Genomic DNA, 14,067 nt, shown 5'->3' on the forward strand with positions numbered 1-14,067 from the left:
CGCCGCCGTCAGCGTCGTCTTCCCGTGATCCACGTGGCCGATCGTACCTACATTCACGTGCGGCTTCGTGCGCTCAAACTTCTGCTTGGACATGGCTTTCCGCTCCTCCAGGAAAAATGGTGTTGGCCAAAGTGGAGCCCACGAGCAGGATTGAACTGCTGACCCCGTCCTTACCAAGGACGTGCTCTGCCGACTGAGCTACGTGGGCAATCTCCTTGCCGGAATCACTGGAGCGGGCGACGGGAATCGAACCCGCGACCAACAGCTTGGAAGGCTGTGACTCTGCCAACTGAGTTACGCCCGCTCTTTCCGTAACCTTAAAAGTTTATATAGAAAATTCAAGCGCGTCAATCCCTTCGTGCGATCGACGCGCAACCCCTCCGACTCCCCTGCGCCCGCCTGCCGGCTGCGGGGGGGGAAGGAAGCCTGGTGGAGGGGGGAGGATTCGAACCTCCGTAGGCGCTGCCAGCAGATTTACAGTCTGCCCCCTTTGGCCACTCGGGTACCCCTCCACGCCGTCATTCTGGAGCCGACGAAGGGAATCGAACCCCCAACCCCCTGATTACAAATCAGGAGCTCTACCGTTGAGCTACGTCGGCGCATCCCCTTGCGGCGCAAATCCGGAAATCATTAATTTGACTCCGTTAACGGTAAGTTGTCAACGGGTTTCGACGCAATAACGAAACGTCGGCCGACTCCGTTTCCTGATTCCGCTGGATTCCTCACGTGGGGGCTTCCTCTCTGCTGCGGCATCCCGCGAGGAAAGGGAACTTGCAGCCGCGTCGGTACGTGCACCTAACGGAAGGCGCATACTGCGGGAGGGTACGGCGGAGCCGCCGCAGGAGGGGGGCGAAGTGAGGTAAAGCGCAGACGTGCGGGTCCACCGCACGTCGAGCCACGAACGGAGTCCCCCTCCGAGGCGGCGAAGCCGAAGGGGGTCCGGCGCAGCGAGTCGCCGCGGCGGAAGCGGCTATTTCGCCATGAGGTTGCGAAGATGGAAGGCCAGGATGCCGGCGGTGACCCCGACGTTCAGGGAGTCGACGCCGGGCTCCATCGGGATCCGGACGGATCCGTCGCATTTTTCCCGGACGAGCTTGCGGATCCCGTGCTCCTCGCTCCCCAGGATGATCCCGGTCCGGGTCGCGGGCTTCATCGTGGAAATGTCGGTTTCCCCTTCCTCCTCCGCCGCGTACAGCCAAAAGCCGTCCTCCTGCAGCGTTTCGACCGTCCTCGCAAGGTTGGTCACCTGCGCGATGGGGACATGCGCCGCCGCCCCGGCCGAGGCGCGGAAGACGGCCGCCGTCACCGGGCAGGACCGGTCCTTCGGAACGATTACCCCGTCGACACCGAAGGCGCGGGCGCTGCGCAGGATGGCGCCCAGGTTGTGCGGGTCGGTGATCCCGTCCAGCAGGAAAACCGTTGCGCGCCCGGGAAGCGCCGCAACCCACTCGTGAAAATCCGCGTACCGGTATTCCCCCAGCTCGGCCGCGATCCCCGGTCCTCCGCGTTCCCCCGTGCGCCGCTCCCACTCCTCCTTTGGACACGCAAGGCACGGGATCCCCAGGACCGATGCCCTGCCCGCGAGACCCTTCTTGACTTCCGGAGAAACCGACCCGGAGAGCAGCAGCCGAAGGGGCTTCTGCCGCGTCGATGCGAGCAGCTCCTCCACCGGATGCCTGCCGGTGATCCACATCGGGCTCACCTGGAGGCTTTCCGCATCAGAGGGTCCGTCTCATCTCCGAGGCGAATTTCCGCGCCGCCGCCACGGGATCGGACGCTTTCGTTATGGGACGTCCGACGACGATATAATTCGCACCGGCCCGGACCGCCTCGAATGGGGTCACCACCCGTTTCTGGTCCCCGACGGAATCCTCGGGAAGCCGGACGCCGGGGGTGACCAGAACGACCTCCTTCCCCACGCGAGCACGGACGGCGGCAACTTCCTTTGCCGAGCAGACGATGCCCCCGATCCCGGCATCCACCGCGAGTCCCGCCAGCCGATCCACGGCTTCCGCCGCGCGCAGGGCAAATCCGACGGAGGAGAGGTCCGCGTCGTCAAGGCTGGTAAGGACCGTGACCGCGAGGAGCGTCGTCCCGCTGCCCTCCGCGGCGGCCGCGGCCGCGGCGAGCATCGCCTTCCCGCCGGATGCGTGGACGGTCGCGAATTTCACGCCCAGTGCCACGGCGGACCTCACCGCGCCGGCAACCGTGTTGGGAATGTCGTGGAACTTCAGGTCGAGGAAGACCTCGGCGCCTGTTGCACGGATCCTCTCGACCAACTCCGGCCCCCCTCGCGGGAACAGCTCCATCCCCACCTTGAAGAGACCGACCTCCCCCGCCAGGGCGGAAACGGCCGCCAGGGCGGCCTCCGGTGAGTCGGTGTCCAGCGCCACGATGATCCGCTCTTTCATGGAGAGCACTCCTTTTTCTTCGCTTCCACCGCCGCCGCCACGGTTTCCACGATCCGGGAAATCTCCACCCGGTCGGTCTCCCCCGTCTTCCGGTCCCGGACTTCCGCGTAGCCCGCCGCAAAGTTCTTCTCCCCGAAGGTCACCCGCAGGGGAATCCCGCAGAGGTCGGCGTCCTTGAACTTGATCCCCGGGCGTTCGTCCCGATCGTCCAGGAGGACCTCGATTCCCCGTGAAGAAAGTTCCTCCGCCGCCAGCGAAGCTTCCCGAGCCAGCCTCTCGTGCTTCCTGTTCACCGGGACGACGATCACCTCGAACGGCGCGATGGAGATGGGCCAGAGGATGCCGTCGGCGTCATTGTGCTGTTCGATTGCGGCGGCGGCCGTGCGCCCGACACCGATCCCGTAGCACCCCATCACGATCACCTGCTCTTTTCCCGCCGCGTCCAGGTACGTTGCGGAAAGCGCCTTGCTGTACTTCGTGCCGAGCCGGAAGACGTGGCCCACCTCGATCCCCCGGGAGAAGCGCAAGCCTCCTCCGCATCTCGGGCAGGGATCTCCCTCCGTTACCAGCCGCAGGTCCGCATACGCCTCCGGCGAGAAGTCTCTCCCGGGGACCACGTCCACCCAATGGGCGTCCTTCTCGTTGGCGCCGGTCGCGCCTGCCGCGATCCGCCGGACGGAGTGATCGGCCAGAAGCCGCATCGAGAGACCCACCGGACCTGCATACCCCGACGGCGCGCCGGTCAGCGCCCGAACGCGCTCCTCCGCCGCAAGGCGGACCCAGTCGGCGCCAAGAAGGTTTTTGACCTTGACCTCGTTAATCTCGTACCGGCCGGAGACCAGTACGGCAACGTCTCCCTTGTCCGTTTCGAGCACCAGCGTCTTGATCAAGGCACCGCGTTCGATTCCGAGGAACCCGGCAACCTCCTCGATGGTCCGCTTCCCGGGGGTGGAAACCTTTCGGGCCGTGCGGAGAGCGCCGCCGCAGGCAGAGGGACGGTCTCCTGGGGTCGCGCACTCCGCCTTTTCGACGTTCGCACCGTATTCGCAGGCCTCGCAGGAGACGATGGCGTCCTCCCCGGAATCCGCGATCACCATGAACTCGTGGGAGCTGCTCCCCCCGATCGACCCCGTGTCCGCCTCCACCGCTCGGAATTCCAGGCCCATTCTCCTGAAGCTCCGGCGGTACGCCTCGTACATCTTCCGGTAGGATTCCGCCGCCCCCTCTTCGTCCGCGTCGAAGGAATAGGCGTCCTTCATGAAGAACTCCCTCCCACGCATCAGCCCGAACCTAGGTCGGATCTCGTCCCGGAACTTGTCCTGGATCTGGTAGAGATTCATCGGCAGCTGGCGGTACGACCGGATCTCCCTGCGCACCAGGTCCGTGATGACCTCTTCATGCGTGGGCCCCAGGCAGAACTCGCGGTCGGCCCGGTCCTTGACCCGGAGCAGCTCCTTGCCGTATGCCTCCCAGCGGCCGCTCTCCTTCCACAGCTCCGACGGGATCAGGGCAGGCATCAGCACCTCGTGCGCCCCCGCCCGGTCCATCTCCTCCCGGAGAATGCGCTCCACCTTGCGCAGGACGCGAAGACCGGCGGGCAGGTAGTTGTAGATGCCGGACGCCACCTTCCGGATCATCCCGGCGCGCAGCATCAGCCGGTGGCTGGCCACTTCCGCGTCGGACGGCGTCTCCTTCGAAGTCGGCATGAGGTAGTTCGAGTACCGGATCAACGGGCTCTCCTTCCCGAAGCGGCCAGGCGACGCGCAAGCCGGACCACCTCGGCCACGATCTCTTTTTCCTTCACCTTCTTCATGATCTTCCCCTTCACGAAGATCAACCCCTCCCCCTTGCCGCCCGCAACCCCGACGTCGGCCTCTCTTGCCTCTCCCGGCCCGTTGACCGCGCACCCCATGACGGCCACCTTGAGAGGGACCTCAAGTCGCGAGAGACGGCGCTCCACCTCCAGCGCGATTCCCGTGACGTCGATCGAAGCCCTTCCGCACGTCGGACAGGAGATGAAGTCCGGCCCCCTCTCCCGCAGCCCGAGGCTTTTGAGGATCTGCCACCCCGCCCTCACCTCTTCCTCGGGGGGGCCGGTGAGCGAAACCCGCAGGGTGTCGCCGATCCCTTCCGAGAGGAGGATCCCCAGGCCGACGGCCGATTTCACGGTGCCGGAGAACGTCGTCCCCGCCTCGGTTACCCCGATGTGGAGGGGGTAATCGAATCGGCGGGAGAACAGGCGGTTCGCCTCGACGGTGGCAACGACGTCGGAGGCTTTCAGGGAGAATTTCAGCCGCGTGAAGCGGGCCTTTTCGCAGAACCGGACCCAGCGCGCGGCGCTCTCCGCCAGCGCCCTCGGGGTCGGCCCTCCGTATTTGCGCAGGAGATCCTTCTCCAGAGAGCCGGCGTTCACGCCGATCCGCACGGGGATGCCATTCGCCCGCGCGGCGGAAAGGACTTCCCGGGTCCGTTCCTCTCCCCCGATGTTCCCGGGGTTGATCCGTAAGCCGTTCGCCCCCGCGTCCGCGCAGGCAATGGCAAACCGGTGATGGAAGTGGATGTCGGCGATCACGGGGATCGGCGAAGCCGCCCGAATCCTCCGGAACGCCCGCACGGCGGCCTCGTCCGGGACCGCGACGCGGACGATCTCGCACCCCTCCCGGGCGAGCGACCGGATCTGGCCGATCGTCGCCCGCACGTCCCGGGTGTCCGTGTTGGTCATGCTCTGCACGGATATCGGCGCGCCGCCGCCCACGCGAACGTCGCCCACGCGAATGAGGCGGGTCTTCCTTCGTTCCTTCATCGTGAAGGATTACTATAAGCGAGAAGGGGCTTTACCGTCGACGCTATTTTTGACTGGCGATCAGCCGGAACGAGTATTCCACGTCTCCCCCGTCCCCGTCGGAGAGCAGGAGGACGACCGGTGCATCTTTCCCCGGCGGCAGGGCGGATTCCCTCCAGGAAAGAGCGGTCTCGGAAAGATCGATCCCATCGGGGAGCGACTTCGCGAGAATGGTGACCGGGTCGCCGTCGGCATCTCGGACACGGAGATTGGCCGTGAAATACCCCCCGGTTCCCCGCGTGATGGCGACCTGCTCCACCGTGGGGGGGGAATTGATCACGAGAACCTTCGGGGTGAACCGCTTCGAACCGGGGGAGATGCCGTCAAACGCCTGGACTTCGGCGTGCACCCACGTCCCCTTCGGCACCTTCTCCAGGGAAAGGGCGTTCATGGACTGGCCTTCCACCTCTTTGTCGTTCAGGAACCACCGGTACCGGAAGGACACCGGATCCCCGTCTGCGTCCTTCCCGGACGCGAGGGCGCGCACCTCCTGCCCCGTCTTCGGCTCCATGTTGGACAACGCTGCGGAGAGCACCTCGGGCAGGCAGTTGCGAACCGTGATCTCATGGCTGGTCAGGATCTCCGTCTTCCCGCCCGCTTCGATCTCGGCAATGGCCTGCACGCGGTCGCCCCTCCGAATCATACCGGCCGGGAGCCGTTCCCTTTCGCCGGGAAATCCCGTCCCGTTGATGAACCAGCTCACCTTTTTCCACTGCACGGCGACCTCCGGAGGGATCCCTGCCAGTCTTGCCCGCACCCCGCTTTCCGCATCCGGGTTGTCGGGGGCGAGCACGAGACTCGCGTTGATCCGCGGCTCGGCCGTTCTTGCCGGAGTGCTCTCCGCGGGCGAGGGGAGAGCGGGCGTCGCCTGGGGAACCGGAGCCGGGGGATGGGGGGGCGGGGGCTGCTTCTCCCCTCCCCTCCCGCACCCGGAAAAAATGATCCACAGGAAAGCCGCAAGAAACAGCGCCGGGCGAGCCGTTGTCACTGGGAAATGAACTCCTTCCATCTCCTGAGGCGCTTGAACGCCGCGGGAGAGTCGATCGCGAACGACTGCACCCTTGCGGCGTTCGTCGTTCCGATGTAGAGACTGGCGCCGCCGGAAGCGCTCATCGAGACGACGGGACTGCTCGGGATACCGCCGGAATCGAGCAGGCGGCTGCGGACGCGTGTGGTTCCGCTCGCGGGGATTAACCCACCGGCCCCCGCCGACATGTCGGACGTCCCCGTGGAAGCGGACAGGGAGGCCCTGATGCCATAGAGCCTCGCTTCCCCTCCACCCATGCACAGGTTCGTCGTCTCGGATCGGAAGGCCGAGAAGAAGAGCACGTCGTTGAACAGGACCGGGTCGGAGAGCACCTTCTCGTTCGTGTTGGGCATCACCGCGTACCACCCTTTCTGCGTGGGGGTCACGGTTCCGGTAACCGTGCTGTCCACGTTGGCGATGACCGAGGTGAAGTTGCTCAGGTTCGATTCGCTGTATGGCGTAGACGGCACGGTCCCGTCGTCACGGATGGCGTAGATCCGTCCCGTTCCCGTGTTCTCGGGCTTTTCGCGGTCGCCGGTGCCGAAGAAGATCCACCGGTTGAACCCCGCGTCGAAGGCGACCTCCACCCGGTGGAAGCTCCTCTGGACGGTGGGAGTCGTCGAGGGTGAGGCGGCAAAGTACCGGACGCCGCTCCATTCGGTTCCCGTGATGAGATTCGAAACGTTGTCGAACGTGGCGGGGGTCCCGACATTAAATCTCCACAATTGACCGCCCAGGTCCACGATGTAGACGAAGTTGAGGAACCCGTCGTTGTCGCTGTCGACCCCCACCGGTCCGGAGGTCATGGGATACGCCACGGCATTGTCGCTCGCGGACGAGGCCTCCAGGCTCCAGATGACCTTCCCCAGCTTGATGTCGACCACATAAAAACCCCTGGCGATGCCGGAGGACGAGACCACCTCTCCCGCCGTGTGGGCTCTGGTGATGCGGCCGGTTCCGGAGGATGGAATCCCCGTGATGGACGTAGTGGACGACGATCCGAAGTTGATCCCCCCCTCGGTGCCGATGGAGAGAATCCCCGTGCCCGAGGAGGGAAACCCTGTCGAGTCGACCACGCTGATGGAGGTCGCTCCCGCCGCGGCGTTGGCGGAGAGCGTCGTGTTGTGCCAATACCCCCCGCCGACGAAGGCCACCCACCGGTCCTTGACGTCCGTTCCCTCCCGGATCTTGACCCGGCCGATAAACGGCTCCGACCAGGTCTGTCCGAAGTTCGGGACGGTGGCGTTCGTGATTTCCCACAGGGGGACCGGATACGGGTCGCTGACGGAGTCCAGGTTCTCGGGCGAGGTGATGTCCAGCGCGAACAGCCCCCTGCCGCCCTTCCGCTCCCCGGTGATGATGACGGTCTTCCACTCCAGGGTCTCCTGGAGGCCGTCGTTGTCGGCGTCGAGCCAGACATCCGCTGCCTTCGGCGAGCTGTCCACCATGTACTGGTGGGTCGAGGTGGTGGTCACCGTCATGTTCTTGAGGCTGGGCAGGAGGTTGTTCGGGATGTACCCGAATAGTTCATTCCCCCCCCCAACCCCTCCGGCGTTGTAGGCAGGTGGACTTAAAGTTGTATCCCAGATCCCGGCGTTGAACGCATGGAGCATCCCGTCGTTGGACCCTGCGTAGATCACCCGCTGCCGGTGGATCTTATCCTGCAGGAAGCTGGTGCCCGAGCCCACGTTGGTGCTGAAACCGGGGGCGGTGAAGAAAAGGCTCGGTGCGCCCACGACCACCGGCGTCGAGTGGAAGATGTCCCCCAGGCGCTTCGTACTGGAGGCCCGAAGGACGACATTGTCGACCAGACTGGCCTTCACAGCCGACGGGACGGCGAGGATGTTGTTGTCGAGCCAGCCGTTCGAGTTCGAGAACTCCTGCCGCGACCACGTTGTCCCCGAAACGGAGGCGGTGTAGACCTTCCGGGGATTCGTGGAGTAGTTCCGGTTCGTGCTGTTGAGCTTGCTTCCCGCATCCCAGTTCGTTGCGGCATCGAGATCCGCGGGGATGGAACCGTCCACGTTCAGGTTGATCGACTTGCACGCCCCCTCCCAGTACGTCTCCGGCGGGTTGTCCGGCCGGAAGGTGGAGAGATAGAGCCGGTTGGAGTCCGTCGTCCGCACCGCGGGGACGACGGGAGCGGTAAAGGAGTACGCCTGGATGATGATCGTGTCGAAGACCTGCTGCAGGGCGGCCAGCAGTTCGGTCGCGTCTTCCGCGAAGAAGGTCTTCCCCGCGCCGATGGCGGTGTTGTCCCCGTTCTGTGCCACGTATGTATACTCCGCGGCCGAGAGATCGATGTTTTTCTGTTCGGCCATGCGCCGCACGACCTGCCGGAGGACCTTCAGATGCGGAACGTCGTTCCCCGCGCTATCCCGCTTCATTCCGATCCCGACGACTAGGAGGATTACGTTGTCGTCCGCCAGCAGCTTCGCCTGGGAGATGCTCTCGGTGTTGCGCGCCTTCTGTCCGGTATTGGTGGATCCGGGATACCCATTGGCATTGAAGTTGGCTAATATCCCGTAGTTCGTGTCGGTCGTCGCGTCGGGCTGGGAGCCGCCGGGGCCGTAATATTTCGGCACGTTCCCGGATCCGCTGGCGGCGATCGTGTCCTCCCCGTCCGTGATGAGGACGACGAACTTCATCCGGCACGCAGTGGAGTTGTCGCTGGCCGCCGCAATCGGGAAATAGCGTCTTCGGGCCGCTTCCAGGGAACGCGCCATCGGCGTCGGGTTGTTCCCCGGGGTCAGGTTGTTCTTGATCGCGCTCCAGAAGGAGGAGTAGCTGGTGTTGAACGGCGGGAGGTTGTTGTCCGTCCCGTTGATCTGGACGGGAACGCGGATGTACTGGAACGTCGGGGACCCGGAACTGGGCCAGGTGATGTTGGGGCCGTAGATCATCAGACCCAGCCGCAGCTTCACGGCATCCTCGTCGGCGCTTGTCAGGTTCTGGTTGTATTTCAGCCCGTCCGTTCCCGATCCGTCCGGGGAGACGTGGGATCGCTGGGTGGGAAAGGACGATGTGAGACCGCTGGGTACCGAGCCGTTTCCATTGAGAAGCTGGTACAGGACGCGGTAGGCGACGTCGACCCGGCTGCTGGTCTGGGTCCCGGTCCCCCCGAAGGCTGCCCGGGTCTGGCCGTCGAGGTCTCCCACCTCGGTACCGCCGTACGTTCGGGCCATCGATCCGGAGTCGTCCACGATGACGAGCACGTTCGGAGTGGCCCGGAACCGGAAGATGTCGGAGTCGTCCGCGAAGGAAGGCGGCGGGACCCCCCCGAGAGAGACGGCGAACGCGAAGCCCGCGATCAAGAGGGGCCGTAAGGAACCGAATCGTGCGGTCGTCATGGTGGGTACCTCCTTGGATTTCCGATACTAGTAGGACGTTCCGGCCGGGATGGGGCCGTAATTGACGGTCGCATCCACCCGGCCACTGGCGGTGAACCCGGACGGCGGCGCGGATAGGGTCGACGTCACGTCGTAATTGGCGAAGCGGAAGTTCGCCCCGTACCCGGGCTGGATCACGAGGGCCCCCGAGATGCCCGATGTCACCCTGTAGGTGGCCGTCATGTTCTGGCCCACGGTGAGGGTCTGGAAGGCGGGGGCCGCGCTGTCGAATGTGATCGGGACCGCATCGATCCCGAAATACACCCCTGCCTCGGCAACATTCCGCGAAATCGTCCCCACGCGCGAATGCAGGGTGATGTCCATCTCGGTGGTCGTGATGCTGACCGCGTAGACCCCTATCGCTGTGAGGATCACCAGCAGCATCATCGTGATGATCATTGCGTTGCCTCGCCGGTTCATCCGCGTCGTCTCCTTCATGGGAGTCCCGAGTTCCGGACGTGGACGACCTTGTCCAGGATCCTGCGCTTGTACCCGTCCGCCGTCGTCCCGGCGGCCCTGTTCCCAAGGGCGGGACGTATCTCGTTCCAACCCGTTTCCTGTGTGCGCGTCCTCGCGAGGAGGAAAATGCGGACCTGCCGGATCTGCGTGATCTGCGCGGTGGTGACGTTGTCGACCCAGGTATCCACGATGCCATCCGGTGTCCCCGTTGTGTCCAGGCCGTACCGGAACTGCATGTCCTCGATGTCGTCGGCCACGGGCTGCGGGGCCTGCCCCGCCATCATCCGGTCCACCATCAAGGTCGGGTGCACCGGGTCGGTCACGCTGTCGATGAAGTACCGGAGGAACCGCGCCTTGGCGACCGTGGAAGCGGGGGGGCCGACCCCATAACCCCCGGCGGGGAATTTCGGGTGTGCAGCGGTGTTGTAGTTCATTCCGCCCCCGAACGTCAGCACACCGCCTGCCGCAGCCGAAGTTTCGAACAGGTCCGCCGTGATGCCGTCGGTGATGAGGACCAGTTCTCCCCCCCCCGCCAGGAAGCCGGAAATGCTGGCCACACTGACTTGTCCGGAGCCACTCAGCATGATGTTGGTGTTCGTGGTGGGGGGCTGGTTGGTATCCATATCATAGAGATAGAGGATATACAGGGAGTCGGGTCCCGCCGTGCTGTCGACGGGGAACAGGGTGCGGATCGCGGTCCCCGACGGAAGAAGGCCGACGGGAACCGTCACCCCTTCGGGCGCCCCGGCCGAGGGAATCCCGTACCCGGCCATCCGGATGTCGCGATCGAGGTACGCCTCAGCCAGCCGCAGGTTCTGCTGCATCTCGGCGATCCTGCTCTGCGTGGTGTAGGATTTCTGCTGGAAATCGAACGTGGAAAATACCGCGGCCATCGCGATCGTCAATATCGCCACGGCCGCCAGGACCTCGACGAGAGTGAATCCGCTCCTTCCTGCGAGTCGCATCGTCAGGTTCCCAAGGGGGTGCGCTGGGTGACCAGCATCACGTTGTGCCAGTTCCCGCGGTCGTCCCGCCAGCAGCACCATACGGTGATGGTCTTGAACGTGTTGGCGGGATTGCTGTTGACGAACCATACCCTGTAGAATGGCGTCCCCCGGACGGACCTGCTATCCCCTTCCGCCCCCGGAAAATTCGCGTACGCCGGGATCATCGGTACCGAGGAGTTGTCGAGTCCGGTGGAGGATAAGATATTATCCCATCCGCTATTGCGGAACCACTCCAGCTTGTCCTGGGCCAGCCCAGTGGCGACGGTCGACTTGGATGCGGTGGCGTTCCCCTTGATGGCCGTTACCTGAAGCAACGCCAGTCCCAGGAGTCCGACCGCCAGGATCGCAAGCGAGACGAGCACCTCGATCAGGGAAAACCCTTCCTCACCGGCACGGGAATTACGTCCAGCCATTCTCCAACCTCGTTTTCGCCGTCCAGCCGAAGATCCGGATCGTGTACTGGTCGCCGACCGAACTGCGGATGTAGATACGGGCAAGGTCCAGAGGGAAGGTGTCGCCCGCCGGATTGAACAGGATCGTTGCCGTCCCGACGGCATTCGTCGTCACCGCGCCTTGTGTCGTCAGGACGTTGTCGATGAAGGAACCCGCGGGCACCGGGATCGTTGACCGGACGGCCGTCCAGGCGGTGGAACCCGTCCCTAGATTGCCCCTTTCCAGTAAAACGCTCTGGGCCGTGAGATCGATCACGATGCGATGCTGGAATTGGGAGGACAGCGCACGGGTCCTCGCCTCCTGGCATTCCGAGTAGAATTGGCGCTGGAACCCGGAGAAATTCGATCGATACACCCAGCGCTGCATGTTCGGGATAGCGATGATCACTCCGATTCCGATGATCATGATCACGATCGTGGTCTCGATAAGGGTGAATCCCTGTCGCCTCTTCATGCCGAAACCTCTCTGCAATGGGATTACAGCAAGAGCGATGCCAATCAAAATATACTTCCAAGTGGCTGATTTGATTAGAGGGCACTTACAAAGCGAGGCGGATTTTGCCAAAATTGTTTAATGGATATTAAAAGTTTTAATGTTTTTCTTTCCCTCCCTCCTTCCCGGCAATCCGACGGCGAACCTCCTCCAGCAAGCCGTTGATGGAGGAAGATGCGGTTCCGGAAATGTGCAGGTCGGTGACGGAGCGCGTCAGGGAGGTCTCCTCGGGATTGATCTCGATGATGAACGCCCCGTGCTCCTTGGAAATCCGCGGGATGTCGCATGCCGGCGTGACCTGCGCCGAGGTGCCGATCACGAGCAGTACCCCGCAGGTCCGGGCCTCTTCCTCGGCCTGCTCCTGCGCCATCCACGGGATCGACTCGCCGAAAAACACGATGTCGGGTTTGAGGATCGCCCCGCAGCCGCACCGCGGAGGGATCCCCTCCGCGATTTTCCGCAAGGAGGGATACCGCTTCCAGCAGTCCACGCAGACCAGTTCCCGCGGGTTGCCGTGGAACTCGATCACCCTCCGGGACCCCCCTGCCTGGTGGAGCCCGTCCACGTTCTGGGTGATGACGGAGCGCAGGATTCCCATCCTCTCCAACTCCGCAAGGCCTTGGTGCGCGGGGTTCGGTGCGGCGCGCGTCAGGACCTCGATCATTTCCGCGAGCATCTCCCAGACTTTCCCGGGATCCCGGAGGAAGGCCCCTATGGTCGCATATTCCGCAGGGTCGAACCTCTCCCACATCCCCTGTGCGCCGCGGAAGGCGGGGATCCCGCTCTCCACGGAGATGCCGGCCCCGGTCAGCGCGACCGCGTTCCCCCGGGAGGCGAGGATCTCCGCCGCTTTTCGGTAGAGGTTTCCCGCGATGGGGGCAGGATCCTTCGTCGTCACGCCTTGAGGAGGGATTCCAGCTTGAGCGCGAGCCCGAAATCGCCGGCGACCTTCAGCTTCCCCGTCATGAAGGCCATTTGGCCGTTGAGCTTTCCCGACAACAGGGCGAGGAAATCGTTTTCGGCCATCGTGACGGTACAGCTCGGGGCGGAGGCTTCTCCCTTGGCCACTACCGCTTTCCCGTCCACGAACGTCACGTTGTAGCTTGCATCTCCGACCCGGAACTGATAGACGCAGCTGAGGCCAGCGAGCTTCGCCGGGTCTTTCGCGAGCTTTTCCTGGAGCGACTCGAAAAATCCTGTCACCGTGGTCTCGGCCATCGTGTCTCCTCTCTCGAAAATAATGAATGACAATTCATTCCGTTCTGAACGTACCACCCCGGCAGCCGCATTGTCAACGACCCTCCCGCTGATATAATTCCGCCATGCGGGTTTTCGGCCTGACAGGCGGCATCGGGACCGGGAAGAGCACGGTGTCGCGGATGTTCCGGGAGGAGGGGCTGGCGGTTGTCGACGCCGACCGGATCGCCAGGGAGGTCACGGCTCCCGGCCGACCCGCCTACGAGGCGATCGTCCGGAGGTTCGGGCGGGAGGTCCTCCTTCCCGACGGCCGGATCGACCGCAAGAAGCTCGGCGGCATCGTCTTCTCCGACGCCGCAAAACGTGCGGAGCTGGAGGAGATCACCCATCCCGAGATCGCGATCGGGATCGCCGCCGAGATCCACCGCCTCGAATCGGAGGGACACAGGATCGCCATTGTCGATGCCGCGCTCATCCATGAAACGGGCCGCCGGGCACGCTTCGAAGCCGTCATTGCCGTGCATTGCGGCAGGATGCAACAGGTGCGTCGACTGGTGGAGCGGGACGGCATCTCCGATCAGCAGGCCCTGCGAAGGATCGCCGCCCAGATGAACCCCGACGAGAAGGCGCGGGCCTCGGAACACGTCATCGACAACTCCGGGGACAGGGCGTCCACCCGCGCCCAGGTCCGCGCCCTCGTCGAGCGCATCAAAGCGGGCAACACGTAATTCCCATTATGGGCAGCGACAGGAGTGTCCGGCGAAGGCGAAGGGGGATTCGGCGTAGCGCC

General features: G+C 64.2%; 13 protein-coding genes and 4 tRNA genes. 1 reads left to right on the plus strand and 16 read right to left on the minus strand.

Annotated elements, in window-relative coordinates:
* Nucleotides 1-132: 132 nt before the first annotated feature.
* The 16 genes from A2Z13_08815 to A2Z13_08890 form a co-directional block, all read right to left on the minus strand.
* Nucleotides 133-208 (minus strand) — tRNA-Thr (locus A2Z13_08815).
* Between the two features lie 20 nt (nucleotides 209-228).
* Nucleotides 229-304 (minus strand) — tRNA-Gly (locus A2Z13_08820).
* 123 nt (nucleotides 305-427) lie between these two features.
* Nucleotides 428-512: transfer RNA gene (locus A2Z13_08825), tRNA-Tyr, on the minus strand.
* Between the two features lie 12 nt (nucleotides 513-524).
* Nucleotides 525-599, minus strand: a tRNA-Thr gene (locus A2Z13_08830).
* Nucleotides 600-970: 371 nt separating this feature from the next.
* On the minus strand, nucleotides 971-1,693 hold the full coding sequence (locus tag A2Z13_08835) for a 23S rRNA (guanosine(2251)-2'-O)-methyltransferase RlmB (protein OGP81219.1): 723 nt from the start codon (nucleotides 1,691-1,693) through the stop codon (nucleotides 971-973).
* 25 nt (nucleotides 1,694-1,718) lie between these two features.
* A complete protein-coding gene (locus A2Z13_08840; GenBank protein OGP81285.1) occupies nucleotides 1,719-2,411 on the minus strand; it encodes an orotidine 5'-phosphate decarboxylase in 693 nt (230 codons plus the stop codon).
* Nucleotides 2,408-4,138 (minus strand): proline--tRNA ligase, encoded by a 1,731-nt coding sequence (locus A2Z13_08845; protein ID OGP81286.1) that lies wholly within the window; start codon nucleotides 4,136-4,138, stop codon nucleotides 2,408-2,410. Before A2Z13_08845 ends, A2Z13_08840 begins: the two co-directional genes overlap by 4 nt.
* Nucleotides 4,138-5,214, minus strand: coding sequence for a 4-hydroxy-3-methylbut-2-en-1-yl diphosphate synthase (locus A2Z13_08850; GenBank protein OGP81220.1), 1,077 nt, complete (start codon nucleotides 5,212-5,214; stop codon nucleotides 4,138-4,140). The genes A2Z13_08845 and A2Z13_08850 overlap by 1 nt, the downstream gene beginning before the upstream one ends.
* Nucleotides 5,215-5,257: 43 nt before the next feature.
* Nucleotides 5,258-6,241, minus strand: a complete 984-nt coding sequence (locus tag A2Z13_08855; GenBank protein ID OGP81221.1) for a hypothetical protein — start codon at nucleotides 6,239-6,241, stop codon at nucleotides 5,258-5,260.
* Nucleotides 6,238-9,630, minus strand: a complete 3,393-nt coding sequence (locus A2Z13_08860) for a hypothetical protein (GenBank protein ID OGP81222.1) — start codon at nucleotides 9,628-9,630, stop codon at nucleotides 6,238-6,240. The genes A2Z13_08855 and A2Z13_08860 overlap by 4 nt, the downstream gene beginning before the upstream one ends.
* Nucleotides 9,631-9,657: 27 nt before the next feature.
* Nucleotides 9,658-10,107, minus strand: coding sequence for a hypothetical protein (locus A2Z13_08865; protein ID OGP81223.1), 450 nt, complete (start codon nucleotides 10,105-10,107; stop codon nucleotides 9,658-9,660).
* Nucleotides 10,104-11,093, minus strand: coding sequence for a hypothetical protein (locus A2Z13_08870; protein ID OGP81224.1), 990 nt, complete (start codon nucleotides 11,091-11,093; stop codon nucleotides 10,104-10,106). Before A2Z13_08870 ends, A2Z13_08865 begins: the two co-directional genes overlap by 4 nt.
* A 2-nt stretch (nucleotides 11,094-11,095) precedes the next feature.
* Nucleotides 11,096-11,548 carry a hypothetical protein gene (locus A2Z13_08875; protein ID OGP81225.1) on the minus strand — a complete coding sequence of 151 codons (453 nt, stop codon included), beginning with the start codon at nucleotides 11,546-11,548 and terminating at the stop codon, nucleotides 11,096-11,098.
* Complete coding sequence (locus tag A2Z13_08880; GenBank protein ID OGP81226.1) at nucleotides 11,535-12,041, minus strand: hypothetical protein; 507 nt, start codon at nucleotides 12,039-12,041, stop codon at nucleotides 11,535-11,537. The genes A2Z13_08875 and A2Z13_08880 overlap by 14 nt, the downstream gene beginning before the upstream one ends.
* 136 nt (nucleotides 12,042-12,177) lie before the next feature.
* A complete protein-coding gene (locus tag A2Z13_08885) occupies nucleotides 12,178-12,954 on the minus strand; it encodes an RNA polymerase subunit sigma (GenBank protein ID OGP81287.1) in 777 nt (258 codons plus the stop codon).
* A 20-nt stretch (nucleotides 12,955-12,974) separates the two neighbouring features.
* Nucleotides 12,975-13,298: a hypothetical protein gene (locus tag A2Z13_08890; GenBank protein ID OGP81227.1), complete on the minus strand. Its 324-nt coding sequence runs from the start codon at nucleotides 13,296-13,298 to the stop codon at nucleotides 12,975-12,977.
* A 104-nt stretch (nucleotides 13,299-13,402) separates the two neighbouring features.
* On the opposite strand from A2Z13_08890, the gene A2Z13_08895 reads away from it, so the two are divergent.
* Complete coding sequence (locus A2Z13_08895; protein ID OGP81228.1) at nucleotides 13,403-14,005, plus strand: dephospho-CoA kinase; 603 nt, start codon at nucleotides 13,403-13,405, stop codon at nucleotides 14,003-14,005.
* Nucleotides 14,006-14,067 lie beyond the last annotated feature (62 nt).

It is taken from the genome of Deltaproteobacteria bacterium RBG_16_64_85, assembly GCA_001798885.1.
Taxonomy (GTDB): domain Bacteria; phylum Desulfobacterota; class Deferrimicrobia; order Deferrimicrobiales; family Deferrimicrobiaceae; genus FEB-35.